General features: G+C 59.0%; 26 protein-coding genes and 1 pseudogene. 20 read left to right on the plus strand and 7 right to left on the minus strand.

The genetic code is table 11. The annotated features are described in order from the left end of the window. The first annotated feature begins 663 nt into the window (after window positions 1–663). The gene (locus NLM31_RS07095) at window positions 664–1581 is read left to right on the plus strand and encodes a YopJ family acetyltransferase (protein ID WP_305884443.1); all 918 of its coding nucleotides are present in this window, start codon (window positions 664–666) and stop codon (window positions 1579–1581) included. A gap of 1124 nt (window positions 1582–2705) precedes the next feature. Next, complete coding sequence (locus NLM31_RS07100; RefSeq protein ID WP_254191850.1) at window positions 2706–5192, plus strand: helicase C-terminal domain-containing protein; 2487 nt, start codon at window positions 2706–2708, stop codon at window positions 5190–5192. Window positions 5193–5661: 469 nt separating this feature from the next. Here the strand turns inward: NLM31_RS07100 and NLM31_RS07105 are convergent. After that, window positions 5662–5799, minus strand: a pseudogene (locus tag NLM31_RS07105) (IS3 family transposase); the annotation flags it as partial. A gap of 44 nt (window positions 5800–5843) precedes the next feature. On the opposite strand from NLM31_RS07105, the gene NLM31_RS07110 reads away from it, so the two are divergent. The 3 genes from NLM31_RS07110 to NLM31_RS07120 all read left to right on the plus strand — a co-directional run bounded on the left by NLM31_RS07110 (window position 5844) and on the right by NLM31_RS07120 (window position 7620). Then, a complete protein-coding gene (locus tag NLM31_RS07110; protein ID WP_254191851.1) occupies window positions 5844–6257 on the plus strand; it encodes a hypothetical protein in 414 nt (137 codons plus the stop codon). Further along, on the plus strand, window positions 6254–7111 hold the full coding sequence (locus tag NLM31_RS07115) for a ThiF family adenylyltransferase (protein ID WP_254191852.1): 858 nt from the start codon (window positions 6254–6256) through the stop codon (window positions 7109–7111). The genes NLM31_RS07110 and NLM31_RS07115 overlap by 4 nt, the downstream gene beginning before the upstream one ends. 272 nt (window positions 7112–7383) lie before the next feature. Beyond that, entirely contained in the window at window positions 7384–7620 is a 237-nt protein-coding gene (locus tag NLM31_RS07120) for a hypothetical protein (protein WP_254191853.1), read from the plus strand. A 222-nt stretch (window positions 7621–7842) separates the two neighbouring features. Here NLM31_RS07120 and NLM31_RS07125 read toward each other — a convergent pair whose 3' ends face one another. The 3 genes from NLM31_RS07125 to NLM31_RS07135 all read right to left on the minus strand — a co-directional run bounded on the left by NLM31_RS07125 (window position 7843) and on the right by NLM31_RS07135 (window position 9376). After that, the gene (locus NLM31_RS07125; RefSeq protein WP_254191854.1) at window positions 7843–8445 is read right to left on the minus strand and encodes a mobile mystery protein B; all 603 of its coding nucleotides are present in this window, start codon (window positions 8443–8445) and stop codon (window positions 7843–7845) included. Then, window positions 8442–8903: a mobile mystery protein A gene (locus tag NLM31_RS07130; protein WP_254191855.1), complete on the minus strand. Its 462-nt coding sequence runs from the start codon at window positions 8901–8903 to the stop codon at window positions 8442–8444. The genes NLM31_RS07125 and NLM31_RS07130 overlap by 4 nt, the downstream gene beginning before the upstream one ends. A gap of 248 nt (window positions 8904–9151) precedes the next feature. Further along, complete coding sequence (locus NLM31_RS07135; protein ID WP_254191856.1) at window positions 9152–9376, minus strand: ATP-binding protein; 225 nt, start codon at window positions 9374–9376, stop codon at window positions 9152–9154. 12 nt (window positions 9377–9388) lie between these two features. Between NLM31_RS07135 and NLM31_RS43180 the strand changes: the two genes are divergently transcribed. Next, window positions 9389–9685, plus strand: a complete 297-nt coding sequence (locus tag NLM31_RS43180; RefSeq protein ID WP_254128609.1) for a DUF2188 domain-containing protein — start codon at window positions 9389–9391, stop codon at window positions 9683–9685. Window positions 9686–9888: 203 nt separating this feature from the next. Here NLM31_RS43180 and NLM31_RS07145 read toward each other — a convergent pair whose 3' ends face one another. Beyond that, window positions 9889–10725, minus strand: a complete 837-nt coding sequence (locus NLM31_RS07145; RefSeq protein WP_254191857.1) for a hypothetical protein — start codon at window positions 10723–10725, stop codon at window positions 9889–9891. Between the two features lie 1681 nt (window positions 10726–12406). Next, window positions 12407–12691 (minus strand): hypothetical protein, encoded by a 285-nt coding sequence (locus tag NLM31_RS07150; protein ID WP_254128616.1) that lies wholly within the window; start codon window positions 12689–12691, stop codon window positions 12407–12409. Between the two features lie 257 nt (window positions 12692–12948). On the opposite strand from NLM31_RS07150, the gene NLM31_RS43330 reads away from it, so the two are divergent. Next, the gene (locus tag NLM31_RS43330) at window positions 12949–13116 is read left to right on the plus strand and encodes a DUF3800 domain-containing protein (RefSeq protein ID WP_375143534.1); all 168 of its coding nucleotides are present in this window, start codon (window positions 12949–12951) and stop codon (window positions 13114–13116) included. Between the two features lie 221 nt (window positions 13117–13337). Next, on the plus strand, window positions 13338–13685 hold the full coding sequence (locus NLM31_RS07160) for a DUF3800 domain-containing protein (protein ID WP_375143535.1): 348 nt from the start codon (window positions 13338–13340) through the stop codon (window positions 13683–13685). A gap of 268 nt (window positions 13686–13953) precedes the next feature. Here NLM31_RS07160 and NLM31_RS07165 read toward each other — a convergent pair whose 3' ends face one another. Further along, complete coding sequence (locus NLM31_RS07165; protein ID WP_254191859.1) at window positions 13954–14550, minus strand: recombinase family protein; 597 nt, start codon at window positions 14548–14550, stop codon at window positions 13954–13956. A gap of 172 nt (window positions 14551–14722) precedes the next feature. On the opposite strand from NLM31_RS07165, the gene NLM31_RS07170 reads away from it, so the two are divergent. From NLM31_RS07170 to trbF, 12 genes are all read left to right on the plus strand, one after another. Then, a complete protein-coding gene (locus NLM31_RS07170) occupies window positions 14723–14926 on the plus strand; it encodes a YqaE/Pmp3 family membrane protein (protein WP_254191860.1) in 204 nt (67 codons plus the stop codon). After that, the gene (locus NLM31_RS07175) at window positions 14923–15498 is read left to right on the plus strand and encodes a hypothetical protein (protein ID WP_254191861.1); all 576 of its coding nucleotides are present in this window, start codon (window positions 14923–14925) and stop codon (window positions 15496–15498) included. The genes NLM31_RS07170 and NLM31_RS07175 overlap by 4 nt, the downstream gene beginning before the upstream one ends. Before the next feature lie 128 nt (window positions 15499–15626). After that, window positions 15627–16280, plus strand: coding sequence for a hypothetical protein (locus NLM31_RS07180; protein WP_254191862.1), 654 nt, complete (start codon window positions 15627–15629; stop codon window positions 16278–16280). 103 nt (window positions 16281–16383) lie between these two features. Next, window positions 16384–17688: an MFS transporter gene (locus NLM31_RS07185; protein WP_256561109.1), complete on the plus strand. Its 1305-nt coding sequence runs from the start codon at window positions 16384–16386 to the stop codon at window positions 17686–17688. A 252-nt stretch (window positions 17689–17940) separates the two neighbouring features. Beyond that, the gene (trbB, locus tag NLM31_RS07190) at window positions 17941–18861 is read left to right on the plus strand and encodes a P-type conjugative transfer ATPase TrbB (RefSeq protein ID WP_254191863.1); all 921 of its coding nucleotides are present in this window, start codon (window positions 17941–17943) and stop codon (window positions 18859–18861) included. Further along, complete coding sequence (locus NLM31_RS07195; RefSeq protein ID WP_254191864.1) at window positions 18858–19184, plus strand: TrbC/VirB2 family protein; 327 nt, start codon at window positions 18858–18860, stop codon at window positions 19182–19184. Before trbB ends, NLM31_RS07195 begins: the two co-directional genes overlap by 4 nt. Then, complete coding sequence (locus NLM31_RS07200) at window positions 19184–19444, plus strand: VirB3 family type IV secretion system protein (protein ID WP_027528758.1); 261 nt, start codon at window positions 19184–19186, stop codon at window positions 19442–19444. The genes NLM31_RS07195 and NLM31_RS07200 overlap by 1 nt, the downstream gene beginning before the upstream one ends. 8 nt (window positions 19445–19452) lie before the next feature. Continuing rightward, a complete protein-coding gene (trbE, locus tag NLM31_RS07205) occupies window positions 19453–21891 on the plus strand; it encodes a conjugal transfer protein TrbE (RefSeq protein ID WP_254191865.1) in 2439 nt (812 codons plus the stop codon). Continuing rightward, window positions 21891–22625: a P-type conjugative transfer protein TrbJ gene (gene trbJ / locus NLM31_RS07210; RefSeq protein ID WP_254191866.1), complete on the plus strand. Its 735-nt coding sequence runs from the start codon at window positions 21891–21893 to the stop codon at window positions 22623–22625. Before trbE ends, trbJ begins: the two co-directional genes overlap by 1 nt. Beyond that, a complete protein-coding gene (gene trbK-alt / locus NLM31_RS07215) occupies window positions 22625–23002 on the plus strand; it encodes a putative entry exclusion protein TrbK-alt (RefSeq protein ID WP_254191867.1) in 378 nt (125 codons plus the stop codon). The genes trbJ and trbK-alt overlap by 1 nt, the downstream gene beginning before the upstream one ends. Before the next feature lie 3 nt (window positions 23003–23005). Next, window positions 23006–24244 carry a P-type conjugative transfer protein TrbL gene (trbL, locus tag NLM31_RS07220; protein WP_254191868.1) on the plus strand — a complete coding sequence of 413 codons (1239 nt, stop codon included), beginning with the start codon at window positions 23006–23008 and terminating at the stop codon, window positions 24242–24244. A gap of 81 nt (window positions 24245–24325) precedes the next feature. Further along, on the plus strand, window positions 24326–25009 hold the full coding sequence (gene trbF / locus NLM31_RS07225) for a conjugal transfer protein TrbF (RefSeq protein WP_254191869.1): 684 nt from the start codon (window positions 24326–24328) through the stop codon (window positions 25007–25009). Window position 25010 lies beyond the last annotated feature (1 nt).

Genomic DNA, 25010 nt, shown 5'->3' on the forward strand with positions numbered 1-25010 from the left:
ATGCGTTGATCGAGGGTATTTGCGGACCAGAAACGCTGATCTCATTCTCCGCGATGAGATCCAGCTGGCGCGCTTGGGGCCGTAGCGGAACGAGACCGTCACCCTGCGCCAAAGGCTGTTTACATCCAAGATCACGAACACGCTCGCGGTGCCCTTGTGCCGGTACTCACAGTCGTAAGGCTCGATCTGCCCCGGTTTGGGTCTGATCGGCGGGCGCACTTCGCCGATCAGCAAGCACGAACTCCAATCGAGGGGGGCGCCACTTCTGCAACAACCGCTACTTTCTGCCCCCGTCAGCTTCTCGAAAGCTAACGATCGTAGTTTGATAATGTTGGATCTTTCGGTGCCGATACTGCCTTGAGCAGCATGCAACAGCTCGAACGGATATTCATCCGAGCACGTCAAGCAGCTCGGAATAGTTTGTCTCTCGCAGGTTAGATGAGGATAGAAATGGGCGGATGCATCTCTCGGTTGAGCGGAAGTCATGACACCTCTCAGCACGATCAATACGTTCAGGAGACCGAGTTTGCCGCTCACGTCCGGTCCTTACGGCCAAGCCAGTCTCGATCCATTCAACGCCAGTCGCCAGGGTCATCTCGCCCCACCGACGACGGGACTACATCGACCGCTGATGAGGCCCCGCGCATTGGCGAGAAGCTCCAATTGCTCTCCCAAACGCTGCAGCGTGCGAGGCAAGCGCACCTTTCATCTGGCCTGATCGAATACGGTCAGCAGGTCGCTTCCTATTTGTCTGCCAACAGACAGCCCGACGACCAACTCCTGTCGTTGGACATTGACAATTTTCATCAATTGGCGGCCAGCTATAACCAGCGCTCCTCGGACCTTAACCTTAGGCACATAGATTCGCCCGCCCAGTTTCTCGCTGCGCTGGCCCACCAGTCCTCAGATTGCGCCTGGCGCGCTGTCGTGCGACTGAAGGACGGTGAAATGCACCACGTTTCCGCCGATGTTCGGATGCGCGCGGGTGCGGCTCCGACCATCATCGTGATGGAGCCTGCCAACCTTTATACGTTCATAACTTTCTATTTGGGACTGCGGCAGCAATCGATACAACAGCTTGGAACGGAGCCGAAGTGGGCCTTTATCGATGTCGGTGCCCAGAAGTCTGCTGCAGACTGCGTAATTTTTAGTATGCAGTTTGCGCTAGCCTCATACAGGCATGCGCAAACCTTCGACCAGTGGCATGACAACCTTTATCGGCATGGAACGATAGCGGACAATAGCGGCGATCGCAGCGCCTACATGCCTTCGCCCGACGCCATGCTGGAGTATGCCCAAATCAACTTGTTCCACGGCGAAAGGTTTCTTCCGGCATTGTTTTACAAGCACTCGCACTCCAGCGGAGCAATTGAAGACGTCGCAGTTCATCAGCCCCGCATCAAAGAAATAGACTTGAGCACTAGCAGGCGAGCCCCAAAAACGGAGCCATTGAGCGAACGCCTCGAAGCCTTTGCCGTTAGACGGGACTCCCGCCAATATAGCGCATCTATAGAGACGTCGAGAGCAACGAAAATCCGCACCGCGCTGGACGGGATGATGCTACCCGATAGCCCAACATAGGCCGCGGGGAATTACTCTTGATAGGTCGGCGCTAGAGAACTCGTTCTCGGCCTGGCTTGGGCTCACCGTCTCGCACGACAGGCTCTTACGAGCGCTCAGTTTGACCATTTGCCTGCAGCAGTTCCAACGGGAGCGGCCGGCTTGGAGGATTCGAGCAGGCGTTTGTCACCAGCAGTGCTTCTTCCTTGCCCGTGAGGGCCCGGGCCGAAAGCGAGATGCAGGACTATACTATTTTCGCGTCAGCCCCCTTGGTTCACCAAATGGTGCTGATGCTGGAACGAACTGGCGCCATCAGAAGGCAGCCGAGGACAGTGATCCCAAAAGCCTGCTGGAGCCAATCTGACCGCCCTGGACGCAACCCGTCAAAATCACTGTGACGAGCCACTAACAGCTCCCCAACCTCGGCGATCCGTCGCCAGGCCTAGAAAGGCGCGCCTGACGGATGATGATGCAGAGATCGACACCCTTGGTCTGAGAGCGATATTGCAGTTCGACTTCATCAAATGATCAGCGGGTGAGGCAATGACCAGTCGGCGACACAAAGAAGTGGCCGAACATCCCGCGAGACGGCAACGCCGGATCGGCTGCAAGTCAGCGGCCTCGGCGAATGGCTTCATGCTCGCCTGGCATCCGGCGCTTCGGGGAGTTGCCGCATGCGTCGCTGAAATCCGATAGAGGTACGCATGAGTGGAAATCCCTCTAAATGCGCATTCTGCGCCGAATTTCAGCGCCAATATGCGAACCATTGCATCAATAAACATTGTCAATTGGCTACGGTGCAGCGGCAAACGGACGCGCGCTGATTTCGAGGCATGTAGAAGGCGATGTGCCGCTATGGCTTTCTGATCCCAGAAAGTCGAATCGGCTTGAGCCGGTAGGGCAAGACGTTGACGCGCTTTCTGCTGAACTCGTTCGTCGTATTTTTCCTCCCGCGACGAACACACTGGCCGCCCCGTTTTGGGGCGGCTCTTTTTTTCTTTCTCGACTGAACCCCTCGATCCATCAGACCGCTAACCCATGCCTTCCAGCCGCAGTTCGGAAAGTCCGCGGGCAACACAAAGGCCCGGTGCGGAGCGGGCTGAGACCGCCGCTGGCGTCAATTAAGGCTGTCCCGGAGTAAATCTTTGACCCTCGACTACAAGAAAATCAAATCCGGCCTGCCGTCAGCAAAGCCGACGGATCCCCGCAAGATATTCACCACGCTTAAGCGCGACACCACGAAATTCAAGCGGCCGTCGGACGAGCAGGGTGATGTCTTGGATGCCTGGTATGGCAAAAGGACCCGCGCCGATAACACTCTTAAGATGAATACCGGTTCCGGGAAGACCGTCGTGGGGCTGCTTTGCCTGCAGAGCAGCTTGAACGAAGGTGTGGGACCAGCAGTCTATGTCACGCCTGACAAGTACCTCCTTCACCAAGTGGTTGCCGAAGCCGAATCCCTGGGCATCGCTGTGACCGAGGATGAGCACGATGCGGCCTTCGTCTCCGGCACTGCAATTCTCGTCATAAACATCTGGAAACTGGTGAATGGCAGATCGGTGTTCGGTGTCGGGCGCGGTGGCACAAAGATCGAGATCGGCAGCCTTGTCATAGATGATGCGCATGCATGCCTTGCCACGGTAGCCGATCAATTCAAGATTCGGCTTTCCTCGGATCATCCTGCCTACGCTCCTCTCTTGGAACTGTTCAGGCCCGACCTCGAGAACCAGTCGGCGTCAGCGTTTCTGGACATCGCCGATCACGACCCGCAGATCGCGATGGCGGTCCCGTTCTGGGCGTGGAAGAACAAGCAGAGCGATGTCCTGCGCATCCTTCATCCTCATCGCGGCGATGAGGCGCTCAAATGGCCGTGGCGGCTGGTCGAGGATGTCCTCGAGCTCTGCCAATGCGCATTCGGCGGCGGCAGCGTCGAAATTGCTCCGCGATTCATTCCGATTGACAACATCCCCGCATTCACCGGCGCGAAGCGGCGTATCTACATGACCGCGACGCTGGCGGACGACGGCGTTTTGGTGAGCCACTTCCAGGCCGATGCCGAACAAGTCGCCGATCCCATTCGTCCCAAGGGCGGCGGCGACATCGGGGACCGCATGATCCTTGCGCCACAGGAAATCAATCCGGACATCACGGTCGAGGAGGTCAAGGCGCTCGTCGCGGCCAAGGCGAAGACCATCAATGTCGCGGTGATCGTGCCGTCGAATAAACGGGCTGAGTTCTGGGCCGACGTGGCCAACCAGACTCTGACGGCCGACAGCATCGAGGAGGGGACCGACAAACTACGCAAGGGGCATGTCGGCTTGACTGTGTTCGTCGGGAAGTACGACGGCGTCGATCTTCCGGCTAAGGCGTGCGAGATATTGGTGATCGACGGTCTGCCCGAGCTTTACGGATTGATCGAGCGGATCGAGCAGGAAGCGCTGGACGGAACGCATCGCCTGCTTGTTCGGCAGGTGCAGCGTATTGAGCAGGGGATGGGACGCGGTGTTCGATCCAGCCAAGATCACTGCGTCGTACTCTTGATGGGTTCCAAGCTGACGCAACGCCTGCATCGGCCCGATGCGCGAATACTCTTCTCCTCGGCAACGCGCGCGCAGTTGGATCTCGGAAGGGAGGTCACGGCGCAGTTGAAGAGCAAGCCCCTTTCCGAAATCGCGTCGGTGATGGATCTTTGCCTAACAGGCGACGACGAATGGCTCGATGCCAGCAGATCGGCCGTTGTCAACGCCGATGCGGGCGACGCAAGCCACGTCGACGAGACTGTGGTCGCACTGCGCAAGGCCTTCGATTTCGCGCGCTCGAAGAGGTTCGATCTCGCAGAGCAGACGGTCCAAGAGGCCGCCCGAACAGTGACGGAAAAGAAGGCTCTTGGATATCTGAAGCAGCAGCTTGCTGAATACGTCCACCACACCGACCAGGTGAAAGCGCAGGAACTCCAGCTGGCCGCGGTCCAATTGAATCGCGCGTTGGTCCGCCCGGTCAGTGGCATCGCTTACAACAAGCTAAGCGTTCCCAAGGATAGTCAGGCTGCCTCGGCGGTCGCGTTCATGAAGCGGTTTCTTGAGAAGAACGACCTGATCATGTGGGTCAACGCGCTGAACGAGTCCCTGGCGTGGGGCGAGGAGAACAGCAAGAAGTTCGAGTCCGCAATGTTAGATCTTGGCCTCTTCCTTGGCTTCGGTTCCCAGCGGCCCGAACAAGAGACCGGCCGCGGGCCCGACAATCTTTGGGCGCTCGGTGCTCTGAAATACCTGGTCATTGAGTGCAAGAGCGGTGCGGTGAAGGCCAGCGCGATTAACAAGCACGACTGCAACCAACTAAACGGCTCGATGGCCTGGTTCGCCGAAAAGTACGACAAAAGTTGCAGCGCCACGCCGGTCATGGTGCATCCGAAAATCGTGCCCGAGCATGCTGCCACCCTGCATGCCGATGCGAGGATCGTCACGCAAGACTGCTTGGCGCGTTTCGCCGCGACAGCGAGGAGCTACTCGGTAGCGATCAGTCAGAAAAACGGCTACGCAGACGCGAAAGTGGTAGCCGATCAGTTGAACCATTTTGGCCTGACGCTAAACGACTTCGTCACGAAATTCACCGTCCGCTCTAAGAAATCCTGAGTGCGCTGAAGAGGGCTGAACGAAGGCCAGGTTGGGCGAGGGGAAGCGCAGGCAATTCGGCCTGCTCCATCGGGAGTTGCTGTGCATCTTCTGCGGCGGCATCGCGCCAGCGTCGACGGGCGTCCACCAACCGGACCGCGCGTTCTTCGACGTGAAGCATGCTCCGGAAGGCGACGAATACCCGGCGTGCGCGCCGTGCAACAAGAAGTCGAGGGAATACGTTCTCACGGCTCTCGTTGAGGGGCGACGGGGAGCCGAATGCCCGGCGATACGCGTGTCTTACGCCGATAGGGCAGGATCCCTCTGAAGAGAAGAAAACTGACGCGCGCGCTGAAGATGTCGATACGTCTGAGGAAGTCGACGCTCGTGAGCGACATGAGGGAGGTAAAAAGGGGCGGGAGAAAGGTAAAAGAGAGAGCGGAAGGCCCGGTGAACCGCCCCGGGTTTGCCGAAGGCCATTTGGTTTAAGTTATGCCGCCATGGCCGGTTGCTCCAGCATGGCGTAGTAGCGTTGCTCTGCCTCGGCGGGCGGGATATTGCCGATAGGCTCCAGGAGCCGCCGGTTGTGGAACCAGTCCACCCATTCCAGGAGCGCGAACTCGACGGCTGCTGCCGCGCGGCAGCATTCAGGAGCAGGCTGCCTTTCTGTTTGTGGACGCGCGGCTGGCGCGGGACGCGACGTTCGAACTCCTTGAGTACGAGAAGCTTGGCCCAGCCGACTTCGACGTTCAGGAGAGCGACTACATCGAGCTCCGTGACGAAATTCGAGCTCGGCTGATCAAGCGGGCGCACGACCTCAATGCGTCGCTGGTGGAGCTGCATTCACACCCCGGTCCTTGGCCTGCCGGATTTTCGACGTCAGATCGGCGTGGGCTGCGGGAGACGGTTCCACACATGTGGTGGCGACTGCCGAAACGCCCGTATTTGGCAATCGGTCTCGCTCCGAGTGGTTTCGATGCCCCCGTGTGGCTCGACAATCCGAAGGTGCCGCGCGCGCTCGACGAGCTCGTGGCCGGCACCGCCCTACTGAAGCCGACGAATAACTCGCTCGTGGGCTGGCAATGAAGGACCTGCCGGAAAGGTATGACCGCAACATTCGGTTCTTCGGCGAAGAGGGGCAGCGGAAACCCGGCGTCGGCGGTCTCGGCAGTCCGCTGGTGCAACACCTCGCACTTCTCGGAGTCGGCGGGATAGATCTCGTCGATGACGAAGACCTAGCTGAGACCAATCGCAACCGGTTCGTCGGCGCTCGCCATGACGACCCGGTGCCTGGCAGCCCAAAGGTACGCCTGAGCAAACGGCTGGCCAATGAGATCGATCCAACAATCAAAATCACAGAGGTTCCCAACGGTCTTGTATCCGAGAAGGCATTCGCCGCCGTCAAGGCCGCTGATGTCGTGTTCGGGTGTTTTGATGAAGACGGCCCGCGCGCCATTCTCAACGAGTTGTGTGCTGCGTATCGCAAGAACTACATCGATCTCGCATCTGACATACCCGAGCCTGGAGTGTATGGGGGCCGGATCTGTACAGCGTGGGATGGTGACGGTTGCTTATTATGCATGAGCGAGCTCGATCGCCGCGCCGTGCAAGAGTATCTGCAAAGCGACGCCGAGCGACAGATACGAAACCGCATCTACGGCATTGACCAGAACGTGCTCGCGGGGAAAGGGCCTTCGGTGTCTCCGATCAACGGAGTCGTGGCCTCTCTGGCAGCTGTGGAGTTCATGGTTGCAGTCACGGGACTTCGAAAGCCCAAGAAGTTGCTGAACTATTCCGGACATCTGGGGACGATGAACGTCAGGAGGGAGCAGGCACCCGATTGCTCTGCAAGAACCTTCGCGGTCAGGGTGAGGCTGCAGACGTCGAGCGCTATTTGCGAATCCCGCATCTGCGGAGGCGGCGTGATGCCACGATTCTAGCATAGCTGTAGGTCGCGCGTGCTGCCAGAGGACTGAACGTCCGACCAGCATGCGCTGCGCCGTAACGGCTTTCATGCGCTCTTGGAGCGCCTTTGGGCTTGATTGCAAGGGTACTTTGTAGTGTGGTGTCCTCAGTCCTAGGAAACAGGACAACAAACAGAGCCAAATGGTTTTCCTGGATGCATCCGCGTAAGGGCATTGCTGCCTGAAACAACCCCCCATCGGTCTAAGCGATGAACCTGTTCGCCCTTTCCATGTACGCCTGAAAGAGCTTGTCAGCCGCTGCAGACGGCGCCGTCGGTGCCGAAAGCTCGCTGATGTTGATCGCGAACGTTTTCTGGATGGTTGTTGTTACTTTTGTGGACTGGATCGAGATGCGCCGCCTCTCAGGTATCTTTGTGACCATGGCAGATCGCGCACTCACCGTTAGCTTCGTTAATTATTTCGCGGCGAATTCCCGTTGGGACGTGCGGACGCTTGCCTTCTTTATGAGGCCACGGCTTCTTTAGCCAATTGTTGAAGTCGAGAAGTTCGCTTTCTTCGAAGAAATACGTGTCGCCCTTGATATCCGCGACCTTCTTTATTTTCGCTACCTTGAGTTTTCGCTTTATTCCTGCTTTTGGAGCATTGGACGTTAGCCAACGCAGCAGCTCGGGTGATATCCCCGTGACGCAGGCAGCCTCGTGTTCACTTAGCTTTTTCTAGTTGGCCGTCACTGTCTCATGTCGTAGTCAATGGCCACCACGTGGACTGCAAAAGTCTATCAGTAGAGTAATGTTGCCTGCGTCGGCAGCTTTGAGCGCCACAATGTAGGTGGTGCGGCGATCATTCATCTTTTGAAGATCGTAGCCGCCCGCCCAGTCGATAGGCTTCGCTCCGTAGACGCGCTCAAGCATCGTATCCGCCATGATCCGGGAATGCCGTCCGTTTCCGTTTGGAAATGGATGAATCTGAACAAGCCGGTGATGAAACCGGGCCGCTGCCTCTAACTCAGGATAAGTCTCATTCTTTGACCAGTACTGCGCGTCATCCATCAGCGTCCGCAGCTGAACTGGGATGTGAATGGGATCGACGCCGATATTCTTGCCTGTCTTTCGGAACGTACCTGCCCAATCCCACACGTCACCGAACAGGCGCTTGTGAAGGGCAACTGCAAAATCGTCCGTCAGAACATCGCCGCGATGGCGACCAAGCCATTGCAGGCCAGACTCAATATTCGCCTGCTCAAGCTCGTCCAGCTCTTCGCGGGTCGTAATGTGCTTGAACTTCAACCCCCCGAGTTCATTGGGATCTAAGGGTGTCGCGCCCTCCGGATATTCTGTCAGTCCGGTCATTTGTCGCTCCAGAAATCAGACGGCATCTCCCGCACAAGATTGGCTGCGATGCGCTCCACTTCCGCAGCCATCTTGTCTTTTGAGAGCGCTTGGTCTTCGAGCGCCATATGTGTGCTTGCCCGACGAACCAACGCCTGCGCCTTTTTTAGCGCATGAGCAGCTATTGCATCTTGGATGGTTCCGACGGGAAGGACGGCGTAGACAAATCGGCATCCCATTGCTTCGGCTGCAGCCTGCATCGACTTCAGGGTGGCTGCCCCCGAAAGCTCGGCTTGCTCAATTTGGGGAATGCGGGCGCGTGTGACGCCCAACTTCTTCGCTAGCTGGGAGCCGGACATGCCGAGGGCGTTTCGAACCGTGCGAAGCCAGCCCTCCGGGGGTGTCCGTAGGACCGTGTGGCTTGCCGCGCTGTCGACAAGCCGTTGATATTGCTTTTGAACTACGTCTTTGACACCCATTTGTATACTCATAGCTTTGCAAGCGGATCATTTTCGCATAGCTATAGATATACGGGAAGGAGGTATTTGTAAATTTATAGATTTACATATCAAGTTAAATATAAAGCATAAACTATACATACGTCACAAGCGGTCGTCCCGTCCTATGCGGCAGCCCAGCTTCTGATCGGCCGATTTGAGTTTCCTTTAGGATCCCTGTGTTCAAGTGCGTCTATCAGGTTGTGGCTGCACCGCAATGAGGTCGCGTCCTAAGTCGGGAGTTCAAAAAGAGCTCTCAGCCCACCGCCACTCCGATTCTTGAGCGTGACATCACCGCCATGTTCGCGAGCGACCGTTCGGGCAATGCTTAGACCCAAGCCGACCCCCGCCTTTGTCGGATCGCGCGCGGGCTCGCGCCGATAGAACGGCGCGAAAACCTTCTCCTGCTCTCCTTCCGGAATGCCGGGCCCGTCGTCATCGACGACAATGACCAAGCGATCGGCCTCGTGAACGATCTTGACGCGCGCTCCAACTTCGTACCGAATCGCCTCCTACGTTTTGAGGCGATCAACTGCAAGAGGTTTTTCCCGATGAGCAATAACAAGGACAAGATGTACGTTGAGCGCCGCGATCAGGGTGATTACGCGGTTCGCCGCGGTGGCTCCGAGCGCGCCAGCGATGTGTTGCCGACCCAGCGCGAGGCCATCGAGCGTGCCCGTGAACTAAATCCCGGTCACAGCCCCGTCGTTGAACGGGTCAAGCACACCAATGTTGGTAAGCCGGATCAGTGGCGTAAGGCCTAAGTTTCTCAACAAGATGGGCGTGACCGAGATGGTCGGGCTTTAGGCGTTGCCCGGAGCCGCGCGGATCTCCGTTGGAGATGTGCTTCGTCTCCGCCCATGCGGGTAACAATCCCTCACGCTGGAGGCCTCCGGCCTACTACGCGCGCATAGATCGCGATATTGCGTCCCGGAAGCTCGCTTACGAGCGAGCTCGCTTTAAGGCCTCAGCCGTCGTACAGGCCAAAATTGAGATCGTGAATAAATTCGCGAGGATCGGCATTAGTCGCCTCGCAAAATAGCAATATCTCTATCCAAGGATTGTCGCCGTCCTTACGGCTCCAAAGTGAAACGTTCCATGTCCGGTACCCGGTCCCTTCGTCGATGCTTCCGAGGCCGTGGTGATCCAATATGCCCATCCTGCGCTTCAGTGCCTCGGCGCCAATATTGAAGGCTCCTTGCACGTCGTCAGTGGGCAGAACGTCAACTCCGCGTCGTTTCATACGTTCGGCTAAGCTTAGTGCAAATTCTCGCTCCGAACGCGGGACTTCTCGAAGCTTATCGATGAACGCGTGAATTCCCTTGATTTGCTTAGGGTCCTTGTACATCGAATCCCACTGCAACGCAGCAGCCAAAGCCTTTAGATGCTTCGGATACGTCGGCTGAGCGATCTGTGTTGAATCAACGAACTGGTCAATGAGCTGACGTTCGGCCTTCTTGAACCGATTTTCGTGGTCTCTCTTATGTTGTCTAAGAAGGTCGGGTGGCCAGCCCGGCTCGTTCTTTTTGTCGTCGATGATATCATGATGCTTGCTGCAGATGATGAATAGGTTGGCTTCCGCTCGTCGATCCTCGTCGGTCATCGTGGTTTCGTAACGAGCGCCGCCCGGCTCTGCGGCGCAGATATGCGCGATCTTTCCGAGCATGGTGCCGGAAGGATCAACAAGCAGTTCTGTACAGTTCGGCATCGCGCACTGGTTGCCGGTGTACGCAAAAAGCTTCTTAATCGTACTGGGGGTGGGTGGTAGCCGAGCCATTTGGAGATCATCAAAAAAGAACCCCATTGGGGCTGTCGCAATACACGTACTATTTCAAACCATCGCTTTGCGTGCAATCGCCGGAAGAAGAAACCACAGAAAATAGATCGCGTCCCGTGCTAGCGCGATCGATCTCTAGGTCATGTCGATGAATGGGCCCGATGAGCCCCACGCCAGCCAGGTTATCGGTGAGCATGGGGCGTGGCCTTCGGTCGGGCTTTAGGCGTTGCCCGGAGCCGCGCGGATCTCCATTGGAGATGTGCTTCGTCTCCGCCCATGTGGGTAACAATCCCTCACGCTCGACAATGTACCGCTCGCCGGAGGCACTCGGTCACGCATTTGCCTGCGGGCATCGCTATCACTAATGCGCGCGCCGGGTGCCTTCTTTACCGGTCTCGCGGTTGCACTCGGTCCAGCATCCGCCTGCGGCTATCGCTATCACTGATGCTGTCCGGGTGCATATTCCGGCTCCGCGTTGCTTCGCTGTTTGATAGGCGAGAGCCACACCGGTCCCGACCGCATCAAGGCCAAGCCCTGCGGGCGCTACGCGGCCTTGACCCGGCCGTGCCGGTGAGGCGAGGGGCTTTCCATCGGCTTTAAGCCGGATTCCGGCATGAGCCGGTCAAGGTGAACTAAGCACTCGCGTGACGCTGCAAATAGCGCTCCCGAGTGCGGGCGAAGCCCCAGGGCGCTTTTGCGACCACACCGACCGCATCGGCGCGATGAACAATCCTCACGGGGCCCCTACTTATTTGGCGCGAGTATATCTAAGTAAGAAGCTACAAATTGCTGGAGGGTTGAATGCCGCACAAGCTGAAGGGGCGCGACGGGGTATCGGTCACTATTCCAGACGGCGGCCATGGGCTCCAAGGTCGCGACGGTCACATGGTGGCGATCCCAAAGGGAGGTCATGGCTTGGAGGGGCGCGATGGCCGGATGGCCGCTATCCCCGCCGGAGGACACGGTTTGCAGGGTCGAGACGGCCGGATGGTGGCAATTCCGAGAGGTGGCCATGGCTTGGAGGGCCGAGATGGGAGGATGGCCGCCATACCAGCGGGCGGTCATGGTCTCGAAGGTCGCGACGGCCGAATGGCAGCGATACCGAAGGGATGTCACGGTCTGCAGGGGCCGGACGGTCGAATGGTCGCAATTCATCCTGGCAAACACGGAGTAGCGGACGCGAACGGCCGGATGCGCAACAAGTAGCTTTGCGAGAGTGAAAGCACGCACTAAGCCGCAGTTCGGTTGGACGACGACAACTCCACTTTTAGAGTCCGACGCGCGTCACTTCAGCTTGCCCGCCAAACAACGTTTCCATCCGAGGGTCTGCGCTCACCCTAACGACAAAGGCGCCGACTGCCGATGCGACGAGGAGTGCAACTTGGTGTTCGCGTTTCCAGCCAAGTGGATTCATCGCGCTTTCGTCTTCCCAACCATGTTGCGGTCATCTTCCTCGGCTCGGCGGGACGCACTCTTTAGCCTGTCCTGACAAAAGACCACTCTGAAATGTCGTCAGGTAGGCCGCACGTGGATGGGTCCAGACCGTTCGAAGGAAAGTAGGTGTGCCCTCCAACGAGGTCGTCCAGGGCGGCCGCAGCTGAGTGATAAGCCCCCAGATCCTCGTCTTCGAAGAACGGATGAAACGACCGCGCTCGCGGGACGATTCGAAATGTGCCGCGCTTGGTCCGGTATTCCCAATAGCCGGACATTATTTCAGCCGCCGCCAATCACGCTCGCGATCAACTGCTTCGTGATCTTCAGTGTAGCGATCATCATACGCATCTTTCGGCGCTCGTCGGACGAGCTCAAGCTTGGCCGTTGACACCCCACGTCGCCTGACTCCTTGAAAATCGATGTCGACCCATTGGCCGACGAGCGGGATATCCCGTCGTGGCTCGAGTACAACACCGGTGACGTAGTCAACCTCCGCGGCTTCCTGCGTGTAGGGTTGAAATCTGACGCGGTCGCCAACACCATATCTCTGAATCGTCATTCGGGCGGGTCCCTTCACGATTGCCCTGCGAATCGGCGGGTGGGTATCGATTTTACAGTCGAAGGACGTCGCTCTGAAGTGGGCGCTTATCGCGAAGTTTCCCTGCAAGGGGATTGATTCTCATCGAATCGAGATGAGAGCCGCATCATCCGCTAGTCGGAGCTAAGGGGGCAGGTTTTGCTTTTGCAAAGCCCGTTCCAGTATCAACGCGCGAATTCTCGGGTCGCCGATTGTAGGTTGCCGTGGTAGTAAGCTGCATGCCATTCAGTGATTATGTCGTTTATGTCGATGAGAGCGGCGACCACAGCCTGCAATCGATCGACCCCAATTTTCCAGTGTTCTCGCTGGCATTCTGCGTTTTCAGGAAATCCGACTTCGTTGAGACGGTCGTGCCAAGCGTTCAGCGCCTCAAGTTTGAATTTTGAGGACACGACGCAATCGTACTGCGCGGATACGAGATCAGGAAGCAACACGGCGACTTCAATATCCTGCGCGAGGCTAAAACCCGCGCCGCGTTCATCGATCAGGTGAATAAGGCTATTGAAGGGGCGCCGTTACTGTCATCGCGGCAGTAATCGACAAAGTCGCTCACAAGAAGAAATACACCGAGCCGCGCGATCCCTATGAAATTGCCCTCGTGTTCTGCATGGAACGGCTTTTCTATTTTTTGCGCGACCTGGGGCAGCTGGACAAGACCACTTTCTTGCTCGTCGAGTGCCGTGGCGCCAAAGAGGATGCAAGACTTGAGTTGGAGTTCCGCCGAATCTGCGACGGAAACAACCAGGCCGGAAAAATGCCGAACTTCGAGATTCGGTTCATGGATAAAAAGCACAACTCGACCGGGTTGCAATTCGCCGACCTGGTCGCACAACCGATTGCCCGGCGCGTCATCACGCCTGACCAGCCAAATCGCGCCTACGATATTATCGAGAAGAAACTGAGGAAAGACGGCAAGGGGAGTGCGACCGGCTACGGCTTGAAAATCTTCCCCTAAAAAGCGAAAGGCCCCGGTTGCCCAGAGCCACGACGCCGACCGAGAAAGCCCGATCCATTTGCATATATTATGGGTATCGAGGGCTGAATCGTCAAGCCCCCAGCTTTTGCGAGCCCTATTATGGCCCTATTCTATGGAGCGCGAAGGGGCCTTCGCCAAGTTGGTCTCAAACTTTAGGCCCTCTCTACCGATTTCAAGCCGGTAATTCCACGCACCCGCCATTCCGGCAAGGATTAGAACCGCGAGGACAAGTATCAGCCGGTTCGGATCAAGTCTCATTGTACTTCCCATCCAAATTCGGCATCCAATAAGGCTGTCCATCCATCGGCTTCAACCGGGATATTGTCGAGCAGCTTACGTTGAAAGCGCTGGCAATAACTTGATGCTTCTCCCCCGCCGCGCGTCGCGCCAACGCGGATTGACGCTGTGCCAGGGTGAGTTTTGGGCGGCGCCCCAGCTTGACCCCCGCTGCGACCGCTCTGGCCCTCCCTTCGTTCGTTCGGGCGCGGATCAGCTCGCGCTCGAACTCGGCCATGCCGCCCATGATGGTAACGATAAGCCGCCCCTGCGGCGTCGTTGTATCCGCCCACGGGTCATTCAAAGACCGGAAACCCGCTTTCTTATGATCCAGCTCGGCGAGGATGTTCAGGAGGTCGCGTGTTGATCGCGCCATGCGGTCTAGGCGCGTCACGACCACCACGTCGCCCGCTCTTACACTGCGAAGCAGCCTCTTGAGGTGGGGCCGGTTCGACTCGGCGCCGCTGATTTTTTCGGCGAATATCCGGCTAGCCTCCAGGCCAAGGGCATCGTGCTGGGCCGCCAATGACTGGCCTCCAGTGCTGACCCTGGCATAGCCGTAGATCATGCCGCAGCCCTTGCATTACTCCTGATTTACGCCTTCGGCCCTGAAGCGCACAATAATTCCGAAAAGGAAAAGCGCGCCGATGCTCAACCAAGCATGCAACGTATTGAAACGACTCGGCAAGCGGCGTTGGCGTCTTAAAGATGCCTAGCGGTTTTCCTCGGGGGGACCTTCCATGATTGCCGTAGCTATCCTGCTGCCTTGGCTGGCGCTGTTCATCCGTGGCCGCATCGGCCAGGGAATACTCTGCCTGCTTCTCCAGATCACCGTCATCGGCTGGCTGCCCGCCGCCATCTGGGCGGTGGTTGTCGTCAACAACGATAACCAGGAGCGTCGGCATCGCGAGATGCTCGAGGCCGTGCGCGAGGGCAGGCCATGAAGACCGTCGCTGTCCTCCTCGCGTGCGGCGTTACAACGGCTTTAACGATCGACATGGCGGGCGCACAAGGTGCGCAAAGCTATCCGTTTGAGGGTATCTGGGCTCAGACCGCTACCGCCGACGGATGCAGGATCGCTGGCTCCGTCTACAACCGGGCCTATGTGCGCAGCACGTCCGATGACGATGACAGTTGCAAAGTCAACAAGGTCGAAAGTCAGCCGGACTTCGGGCGAAAACTTGCTCGTCGTCTTGCTCATCATGGCTCCATCCTCCCAGGAGTTGGAATCTCCAGCAAACCCCGGGCGGTTCAATTGGTGTGTCCCCGGGAAACGAACAGGCCTCCCGACTTTGCTAGATACGGTTTAAAAGGCGAAGGCGGCGAAACCACGCGCGCGTTGCGATGCATTTTGCCAAACCTTTGGTCGGCGCAACGCGCGGGGCAGACTTTGGTGAGGGACGTGAGCTTGGACATGGCGGCGGGGCGAACAACCGGGCAACAACTCCTATCCCACGAGACCGCCGTTCCTTTCTTTGGCTACGCCAGACTACGCTTTCAATTTTCCGGCGATTGAAACGAGCAGCCGTCCTGCCCTTTGTGTCGTCCCATCATCGGTGGGGCAATCACTGTCATTTCGAACCGATTCCGCTGCGCTCAACCATGGGCGTGCTGGACCTTTTCTGTATCCGGGAGGAGCCGGGCATGAGCTTTGAAACGGCGCTCGATGAAGCAAACGTGCCAAATTTGACCCGAGCCGATGCTGCCGAGAGCACGAGACAGCAAACCCCTGCCGTAACGAGAAAGGTCAGCGTCCAGCTTTCCGAACAGATTTTCCGCCGTCTCGAAATTGCAACGCACCGGCCTGGCGTTGGGAAGAGCACGGTCGTGGAGGCAGCTCTTGAACGCTTTCTTGATCCCGCGCCGCCGATCGAAGATCTCATTCATGAGGCGCTCGATCGGATAAACGGGCAACTTGAACGGTTGGATGGCGAGGTCCGCATGATTGCCGAGACGGTTGCGCTGCACGCCCGTTATCATCTCACCGTCACACCTCAGATACCGCAATCACAGCAGCGTGAAGCGTGTGCACTTGGCCAGGAGCGATTCAAGACGCTGGCCGAACAGGTCGACCGGCGCGTGGGCTCGAACCGGTCTTTACTGCGAGAGACGATCGGCCAAATCAACGCCTCGCATGCTCGCAGCTATGCGCCTGACGATGTTTCGCAAATTTCTGCGGACTCTGCCCAGGAGGGCCCTGCCGCCATCATTCCAGACGCAAACGCCGACATGAACGCTGCCGCCGAGGAGGGCGGCAGCAGCGGCAACTTTCAACATCTGCCAAACGCGTTCGGCTAAATCGGCCGGCAACCGCGGGATCCGCGCGCAAGAAGCCACGAACGGCCTATCCAATCTCAATACTTCCCAATCCGACGCTAGCCGCCAACTTCCGACGTGGCGCTTGATCGGCTGTGTTTTCCTTCCTTTCGTGGCCGGCTATTACCTTTCCTATTTGTTCCGGACCATCAACACGCTGATCTCGGGACAGCTCTCAGCTGATCTGGGTCTCGATGCTGCCAATCTTGGCCTGCTGACGTCGGTTTATTTTCTGGTGTTCGCGGGCGTCCAGATTCCGATCGGAACACTGCTAGATCGGTTTGGTCCACGTCGGGTCCAGAGCGTGCTCCTCATGATTGCCGGCGGCGGGGCGGCTCTATTTGGAGCGTCCACGGGATTTCTGGAACTTCTGGTCGCGCGTGCCATGATCGGCATCGGTGTCTCGGCTGCAGCCATGGCTGGGCTGAAGGCCATTGTCACCTGGTTTCCAAGGGAGCGTATTGCCCTGGTCAATGGCTACATGATGATGTTCGGCGCCCTCGGTGCAGTGACTGCAACAACGCCAGCCCAGTGGCTGTTGGAATATACGGGCTGGCGTGGTCTGTTTGAGCTCTTGGCGTTTGCGAGTTTCGCCTCGGCCCTCCTCATCTTTTGGACGGTTCCTGAGGCCGCGCGACCACGGGTAAGTCAGCCGACCGCAATTGAGCTAAGCGCGATCTACACAGACCGGCGCTTCTGGCGGATAGCACCGCTTTCGGCAAGCTGTATTGGGTCAGCCTGGTCATTGCAGGCCTTGTGGGCAGCACCTTGGATGACGAACGTCGAAGGGGTCAGCCGCGAATCCTCGATCACCCGTCTCTTCATCATGGCACTCGGGACCAGCGGCGGCGCCTTGCTACTTGGTGCGTTGTCTGATTGGCTAGGCCGACGTGGAATTGGCTCGGAAGCTCTGTTCGGAGCTGTGACAGTGCTATTTGTAGGGGCTGAGCTTGCGTTGATCCTGCGGGCGCCGTTGCCATCGCTATTGCCATGGATCGTCATCTCGATAGTCGGTGCAGCGACGGTCCTCAGCTATGCGACCGTAGCGGAATATTTTCCAAGAGAGCTCACCGGCAGAGCAAATGCAGGCTTGAACGTTCTTCACTTCGGCTGGTGTTTCATCGTCCAATACGGGACCGGACTCGTCCTTGACCAATGGTCCGTTCAGGAAGGCCACTATCCGATCATTGCTTACCAGGTCGCGTTCGCATCCGCCGTTGGGGTGCAGGTTCTGGCGCTAGGCTGGTTCATATTCCCATGGCTTGATAGTTTGGGCGGCCGGCTCGCCAAATTCTTTCTCCGCGATCCCGAACCAAATAGAGCCCCGGTTGAGGCATCCGCGACATCAGCAGAAGCTGACGTCTTCGAGCCTGAAGACGTGGACTGGTAGCGCGAGCCGTATCGGCTAATTCCACTCCCTCGCCTGATCGGCGAGAGCGTCAACGACTCTGCGAGTCCAAGCATCTTTTTCGATCTTTCTTTTCCTACGCCAACCTACGATCGCCACGCGCCGTGCGTTGCGCCAATGAAGGCCCTGCTCTTCTAATCATACCCATCTGAGGCCGCCTGAGGTGCCTCAGCTCTTGGGGCATCGATGACGATGAAGTCGTTTCAGCCGGAGGTGGTCTCACGCGGAGCACGCATGCTGCGCACTGCGCTTGGTCCCGCGATCGGGCGCTTTTTGGAAGATCCTTTGATTGTCGAGGTGATGCTCAACCCAGACGGTCGACTGTGGATCGATCGGCTGTCGAGTGGCCTGACCGAGACCGGCGAAGGCCTGTCCGCTTCCGCCGGGGAACGGATCATTCGGCTGGTCGCTCACCACGTCGGCGCCGAGGTTCATGCGGGTGCGCCACGTGTCTCGGCCGAGCTACCGGAGACCGGGGAGCGATTTGAAGGTCTGCTACCGCCCGTCGTTACCGCCCCCGCGTTCGCGATCCGCAAGCCGGCCGTGGCTGTATTCTCCCTGGACGACTATGCCGCCGCCGGGACCATGACCACTGCGCAGGCCGGCGCTCTTCGAACGGCCGTCGCCGCTCGCCACAACATCCTTGTCGCGGGCGGTACCTCCACTGGGAAAACCACCCTGACAAATGCACTTCTCGCGGAGGTCGCCAAGACGTCGGACCGCGTGGTTCTCATTGAAGATACGAGAGAACTTCAATGTAAAGCGCCGAATCTCGTTGCCTTGCGCACCCGCGACGGCGTGGTCTCGCTGTCCGATCTTGTCCGCGCCTCGCTGCGCCTGCGGCCCGATCGTATTCCGATCGGCGAGGTGCGCGGCGCCGAAGCTCTTGATCTCCTCAAGGCCTGGGGGACAGGCCATCCCGGCGGCATCGGGACCATCCATGCCGGCACCGCTCTTGGTGCGCTGCGCCGGCTTGAGCAGCTCATCCAGGAGGCTGTGGTCACGGTTCCACGCGCGCTCATTGCCGAAACGATCAATGTCATCGCCGTGCTTGTTGGCCGCGGCGCCGATCGCCGCCTCGCCGAGCTTGCTCGCGTCTCGGGGCTCGGGCCCTCCGGTGACTACAGCCTTTCAGCAATAGGAGATCAACCATGAGCTTTCGATCGCCCCGCAACAAGCGCCTCATTGCCATCGCGGCATCTGCCCTCTCGTCCACCTGCGCGCTTCCCGCCTGGGCCGCTGGCTCGAACATGCCGTGGGAGCAGCCGCTCAACCAGATCCTGCAATCGGTTGAGGGGCCCGTCGCCAAGATCCTTGCAGTCATCATCATCATCGTGACCGGGCTGTCACTGGCATTTGGCGATACCTCGGGAGGATTCCGGCGGCTGGTGCAGATCGTGTTCGGTCTATCGATCGCCTTTGCCGCCTCGAGCTTCTTCCTGTCGTTCTTCTCCTTTGGCGGCGGAGTGGTGATCTGATGGATGAAGTTCCAGGTTTTGTCGCGCCTGTCCATCGCGCCTTGACGGAACCGATTCTGATGGGTGGCGCTCCGCGGTCGGTCGCGATCCTCAACGGCACCCTGGCGGCGGCGCTTGGCTTGGGCTTGCGGCTTTGGATTGCGGGCCTCCTGCTCTGGTTCATCGGCCATATGGCTGCCGTCTGGGCCGCCAAGCGCGATCCCGAATTCGTCGAAGTCGTGCGCCGCCACGTCCGCGTCCCCGGCCACCTCAACACGTGAATTGTCCCATGATGAATCTCGCCGAATATCAACGCTCAAACACGCGTCTTGCCGACTTTCTGCCCTGGGCCGCGCTCGTCGATGAGGGGGTCGTCCTCAATAAGGATGGCTCGTTTCAGCGTACGGCAAGGTTTCGGGGGCCTGATCTCGAGAGCGCCGTGCCGGCAGAACTTGTCGCCGTTGCCAGCCGATTGAACAATGCGCTGCGCCGTCTCGGATCCGGCTGGGCTGTGTTCGTGGAGGCGCAGCGCCATGCCGCAGGCGCCTATCCTCCGAACACCTTTCCCGACGTGGCCTCTGCCCTGGTCGACGCCGAGCGAAAGGCCCAGTTCGAAGAGGAGGGAGCTCACTACGAGTCGAGCTACTATCTGACCTTCCTCTATCTGCCGCCAGCCGAGAGCGCCGCTGTTGCAGAACGGCTGCTCTATGAGGGGGGGCATCGGACGGCTGGTGCAGATTCGCGGGAGTTGCTGAGCGGCTTTCTGGATCGCACCAATCGCGTCCTCCAGCTCGTCGAAGGATTCATGCCGGAATGCGGTTGGCTCGATGACGAGGCCACGCTGACCTACCTGCATTCCACCATTTCGACCAAACGGCATCGGGTCCGAGTGCCCGAAATTCCCATGTACCTTGATGCCTTGCTCGCTGATCAAGCGCTAACCTGTGGGCTAGCGCCGATATTGGGCCACGCCCACATCCGTGTTCTAACCGTGGTGGGGTTTCCAACTGCGACGACGCCGGGGATTCTCGATGATCTCAACCGCTTGGCTTTCCCATATCGCTGGTCGACCCGAGCCATCATGCTCGACAAGGCCGATGCGGCAAAGCTTCTCACAAAAATCCGGCGTCAGTGGTTTGCCAAGCGCAAGTCGATCGCGGCGATCCTCAAAGAGGTGATGACCAACGAAGCGTCGGCTCTTCTCGACACCGACGCGAACAATAAAGCGATCGATGCCGATGCAGCCCTTCAGGAATTGGGCTCAGATCAAATCGGCGAAGCCTTCGTCACTGCAACCGTGACCGTCTGGGACAGCAGTTCGCGCGCAGCCGACGAAAAGCTGCGCCTCGTCGAAAAAGTGATCCAGGGGCGCGACTTCACCTGCATGGTCGAGACGGTCAATGCGGTCGAGGCTTGGCTCGGCAGCCTGCCCGGACACGTCTATGCCAACGTCCGCCAGCCGCCGATTTCGACCCTCAACTTGGCTCATATGATCCCTCTATCGGCCGTATGGGCCGGGGAGGTGAGGGACCATCACTTCAAGGCGCCGCCTCTGTTCTTTGGCAAGACCGAGGGATCGACGCCGTTTCGGTTTTCCTTACATGTCGGCGATGTCGGCCACACTCTTATTGTAGGGCCGACCGGCGCCGGCAAGTCTGTGCTCCTGGCGCTGATGGCCCTGCAGTTCCGCCGCTATCCGGAGGCACAGATCTACGCCTTCGACTTTGGTGCCTCGATCCGGGCCGCGGCCATCGCAATGGGCGGTGACTGGCATGATCTTGGCGGCGCGGTCGCGGAAGAATCCGCTGACTTTGTTGCCTTGCAACCGCTGGCAAAAATCGACGACGTCTCCGAACGCGGCTGGGCGGCCGAGTGGATTGCCTCGATTCTATCGCGAGAACGGGTCGAGGTCACGCCTGAGATCAGAGAGCACATATGGTCTGCGCTCACCTCCCTGGCCTCCGCGCCTGCCGGTGAGCGCACCCTTACAGGGCTAGCGGTGCTTCTTCAGTCCAATATGGTGAAGCGTGCGCTGCAACCCTATTGTCTGGGCGGTTCATATGAACGCCTGCTTGACGCGGAAGGCGAGCATCTCGGCGGCTCCTCCGTCCAGGTGTTCGAGACCGATGGGCTGATCGGAACTGCGGCCGCCCCTGCCGTCCTTTCCTATCTGTTTCATCGGATTGAGGACCGCTTTGACGGCCGACCCACCCTCCTCATCATCGATGAGGGCTGGCTCGCGCTCGATGATGCCCATTTTGCCGGGCAACTGCGCGAATGGCTGAAGACGCTTCGCAAGAAGAACGCTTCAGTCGTGTTTGCGACCCAGTCGCTTGCCGACATCGATGGCTCGCCCATTGCACCGGCGATCATCGAAAGCTGTCCGACCCGAATCCTGCTGCCCAACGACCGCGCCATCGAGCCGCAGATCACGGCAATCTACCGCCGCTTTGGGCTCAATGACCGGCAGATCGACATTCTCGCTCGCGCAACACCGAAGCGGGACTACTACTGCCAGTCTCGTCGGGGCAATCGCCTGTTCGAGCTGGGCTTAGGTGAGGTCGCGCTCGCGTTCACGGCGAGCTCCTCGAAGGCCGATCAGGCCCTGATGGATCAGGTCCTAGCCGAGCACGGCCGGGAGAATTTCGTGACAGCTTGGCTCAAAGCGCGAGAGCTCGCCTGGGCCTGCGACCTTATTCCACAACTTGCAAAGATGGGGAGCCTCTGATGCGACTTCTAATTCAGCTTGTAGCGGCGGGTTCAATCGCCGCTGCCATCGTCCAAGTGCCAGAACGGGCCACGGCACAGTGGATCGTGTTCGATCCCAACAACTACGCACAGAACGTGCTGACGGCAGCCCGCGAGTTGCAGCAGATCAATAATCAGATCACATCGCTGCAAAACCAGGCGCTGATGCTGATCAACCAGGCCAAGAACCTGGCGAGCCTGCCGTATTCTTCATTGCAGCAGCTCGAGCAGTCAGTTCAGCGTACCCAGCAATTGCTCGGGCAGGCGCAGCGGATCGCTTATGATGTCGGGCAGATCGACCGCGCGTTCTCAACCACCTATGCGCCGGCTTCTTCGAGCCAGCCGGATCAGGCGCTGATCGCAAATGCGCAAACACGCTGGCAGAACGCGGTTGCCGGCTTGCATGACTCCATGCGCGTGCAGGCGACCGTGGTCGGCAATCTCGACACCAACCGCACCCAGATGTCGGCCCTTGTGAGTGCAAGCCAGGGCGCCAGTGGTGCGCTGCAGGCCAGCCAAGCCGGCAATCAGCTGCTCGCGCTGCAAAACCAGCAGCTCACAGATCTCACGGCGGCAGTTGCCGCCCAGGGGCGTGCTCAGACCTTGGAGCAGGCAGAGCGCGCGGCCGCCCAGGATCAGGGCAGGGAGCAGCTCAGGCGATTCCTCAATCAAGGGCAGGGCTACCAACCCACAACAGTGCAGATGTTCCACTAATGTCGAAGAACAGACTTGAACGAATCCCGATCGTATTGGCGGTGACGCTTGCTGTCCTGGTTGTTGCGGCTTGCGCGATCCGGCTGCGCGGCGATCAAGATCAGACTCTGTCCGGGGCGTCGATCGCCCAAGGGTCCTCTGAGGCGATCGCCTCAAAGCTCGAGCGGTGCCGGACGGTTCAATACGAGCAGAAAGATGATCTGTCCGCGTGCCGAAAGCTCTGGGACGAGAAGCGCCGTGCGTTCTTCGGCTTTGGCCGCGGGTCGTCAGGGGCTCGCATTAGCGAAACTAATCCAGATGCAACATCGCCTCTGCGCGGCAAGGACGAGAGCCGTCTGCCGTCCGGCTATCCCTCCCTTCCCAACAATGACGAGTGAACCATGGGCGGCACCGGCGTCATCGACCAATTCCTGGAGACCTTCACCCGCTACATCGACTCCGGCTTCGGGCTGGTCGGAGGTGAAGTCGGATATGTCGCAACGACGCTCGCCGCAATCGACATTACGCTCGCCGGCCTGTTCTGGTCCTGGGGCGCTGACGAGGAGATCATCGGCCGGCTCGTGAGAAAAACGTTGTTTGTCGGTATGTTCGCATACCTCATCGGCAATTGGAACAGCTTGGCTCGAATCGTGTTCGAGAGTTTCGCCGGTCTTGGATTGAAAGCGTCCGGAAGCGGCCTTTCGTCGGCGGACTTTTTCAGGCCAGGAAAGATCGCTCAGGTTGGTCTCGATGCCGGGCGGCCGATCCTTGAATCGATCTCGGGGCTGATGGGCTATGTCAGCTTCTTCGAAAACTTCGTTCAGATCACCGTTCTGCTGTTCGCCTGGATCGTGGTGCTGCTCGCCTTCTTCATCCTGGCGATCCAGCTGTTCGTCACCCTGATCGAGTTCAAGCTGACGACACTCGCCGGATTTGTGCTGATCCCATTTGGGCTGTTTGGAAAAACGGCCTTTGCCGCCGAGCGGGTGCTCGGCAACGTCATCTCTTCAGGAGTCAAGGTCCTGATGCTTGCGGTCATTGTCGGCATCGGATCGACCCTGTTTGCACAATTCACGGCCGGCTTCGGAGGCAACCAGCCAACGGTCGAAGACGCCATGGCGCTGGTCCTTGCTGCATTGTCGCTGCTGGGCCTCGGGATTTTCGGACCCGGCATCGCCAACGGCATCGTTTCCGGCGGACCGCAGCTTGGTGCTGGAGCAGCGGTGGGCACGGGTCTTGCGGCAGGAGGATTGGTTGCCGCCGGAGCCGGCCTTGCTGCAGGTGGCGTTGGACTGGCCGCCGGCGCAATCGGAACTACGGCAAGGGGGGCGACCGCCATCGCGAGCGGAACCTCTAGTGCATTTCGGGCAGGCGGCCTCGCCGGAGTCGCGGAAGCAGGCGCCTCTGGCGCGGCAAGTCCTTTGCGTCTCCTGGCTACCCGTCTCGGCGCCGGCGCCGCGGCTCGTGATGTGAGTGCGTCAGATGCACCATCTGCGAACTCTCAGGAGATGCCTGCCTGGGCGCGCCGCGCAAAGCGCGCACAAGCGATACACCAGGGCGCGACAGCCGCGACAAATGCGGTTCGTGCCGGCGACCACGGAGGCGGTGGCGCATCGGTCGATCTTAGGGAGCAAGAGTAACGATGCCAGTGAAGGCGTCTTTCATCCTTTCCGGGCGCGGCGGCGCTCAAGGCGCGCATTTAGTTTCAGGGAGATCTCCGCATGTTCAAACGATCGGCCGTCCACTATGGCAGCACGCCGGGACCGGTCACGCCCTATCAGAGGGCCGCCCAAGTCTGGGACAATCGTATTGGCTCGGCGCGCGTGCAGGCCAAAAACTGGCGCTTGATGGCGTTTGCATGTTTGTTCTTGAGCGCCGGATTTGCGGGTGCCCTCGTTTGGCAATCGGCGCAGGGAACGGTTACGCCCTGGGTTGTCGAAGTTGATCATCTGGGCGAGGCAAGAACCATCGCTCCGGCAAATGCCGGCTACCAGGCGAAAGACCCGCAGATCGCCTTCCATCTCGCGCGCTTTATCGAGCATGTGCGCGGCCTTCCGCTGGACGCCATCGTACTGCGCGAGGATTGGCTGCGCGCCTATGACTTCACCACCGACCGTGGCGCTGGCGCGCTGAATGACTATGCCCGTAACAACGATCCCTTTGCCAAGGTCGGGAAAACACAAGTCACTGTGGAGGTCTCGAGCGTCATTCGCGCTTCCGTCGACAGCTTCCGCTTAACCTGGACCGAGCGGCATTACGAGAACGGGCAGTTAGCGGCCACCGAGCGGTGGAGCGCGATCCTCACGACCGTCATTGAACCGCCCCGCGATATCGAGCGGCTGCGCAAGAACCCGCTCGGCATTTACGTCAACGCGATCAACTGGTCGAAGGAGTTCGGATCGTGAT

The sequence above is a fragment of the Bradyrhizobium sp. CCGUVB4N genome (assembly GCF_024199945.1).
GTDB lineage: Bacteria > Pseudomonadota > Alphaproteobacteria > Rhizobiales > Xanthobacteraceae > Bradyrhizobium.

Excerpts from the sequence above, each read along its gene's own strand:
- NLM31_RS07180 (WP_254191862.1), top strand. The coding sequence starts at position 15,627 with ATGAGCTTTGAAACGGCGCTCGATGAAGCAAACGTGCCAAATTTGACC.
- trbF (WP_254191869.1), top strand. The coding sequence starts at position 24,326 with ATGTTCAAACGATCGGCCGTCCACTATGGCAGCACGCCGGGACCGGTC.
- NLM31_RS07195 (WP_254191864.1), top strand. The coding sequence starts at position 18,858 with ATGAGCTTTCGATCGCCCCGCAACAAGCGCCTCATTGCCATCGCGGCA.
- NLM31_RS43330 (WP_375143534.1), top strand. The coding sequence starts at position 12,949 with ATGCCATTCAGTGATTATGTCGTTTATGTCGATGAGAGCGGCGACCAC.
- trbL (WP_254191868.1), top strand. The coding sequence starts at position 23,006 with ATGGGCGGCACCGGCGTCATCGACCAATTCCTGGAGACCTTCACCCGC.
- trbJ (WP_254191866.1), top strand. The coding sequence starts at position 21,891 with ATGCGACTTCTAATTCAGCTTGTAGCGGCGGGTTCAATCGCCGCTGCC.
- trbE (WP_254191865.1), top strand. The coding sequence starts at position 19,453 with ATGATGAATCTCGCCGAATATCAACGCTCAAACACGCGTCTTGCCGAC.
- NLM31_RS07145 (WP_254191857.1), bottom strand. The coding sequence starts at position 10,725 with ATGGGGTTCTTTTTTGATGATCTCCAAATGGCTCGGCTACCACCCACC.
- trbK-alt (WP_254191867.1), top strand. The coding sequence starts at position 22,625 with ATGTCGAAGAACAGACTTGAACGAATCCCGATCGTATTGGCGGTGACG.
- NLM31_RS07165 (WP_254191859.1), bottom strand. The coding sequence starts at position 14,550 with ATGATCTACGGCTATGCCAGGGTCAGCACTGGAGGCCAGTCATTGGCG.
- NLM31_RS07200 (WP_027528758.1), top strand. The coding sequence starts at position 19,184 with ATGGATGAAGTTCCAGGTTTTGTCGCGCCTGTCCATCGCGCCTTGACG.
- NLM31_RS07125 (WP_254191854.1), bottom strand. The coding sequence starts at position 8,445 with ATGACCGGACTGACAGAATATCCGGAGGGCGCGACACCCTTAGATCCC.
- NLM31_RS07170 (WP_254191860.1), top strand. The coding sequence starts at position 14,723 with ATGATTGCCGTAGCTATCCTGCTGCCTTGGCTGGCGCTGTTCATCCGT.
- NLM31_RS07160 (WP_375143535.1), top strand. The coding sequence starts at position 13,338 with ATGGAACGGCTTTTCTATTTTTTGCGCGACCTGGGGCAGCTGGACAAG.
- NLM31_RS07175 (WP_254191861.1), top strand. The coding sequence starts at position 14,923 with ATGAAGACCGTCGCTGTCCTCCTCGCGTGCGGCGTTACAACGGCTTTA.
- NLM31_RS07115 (WP_254191852.1), top strand. The coding sequence starts at position 6,254 with ATGAAGGACCTGCCGGAAAGGTATGACCGCAACATTCGGTTCTTCGGC.
- NLM31_RS07150 (WP_254128616.1), bottom strand. The coding sequence starts at position 12,691 with ATGACGATTCAGAGATATGGTGTTGGCGACCGCGTCAGATTTCAACCC.
- NLM31_RS07130 (WP_254191855.1), bottom strand. The coding sequence starts at position 8,903 with ATGGGTGTCAAAGACGTAGTTCAAAAGCAATATCAACGGCTTGTCGAC.
- trbB (WP_254191863.1), top strand. The coding sequence starts at position 17,941 with ATGCTGCGCACTGCGCTTGGTCCCGCGATCGGGCGCTTTTTGGAAGAT.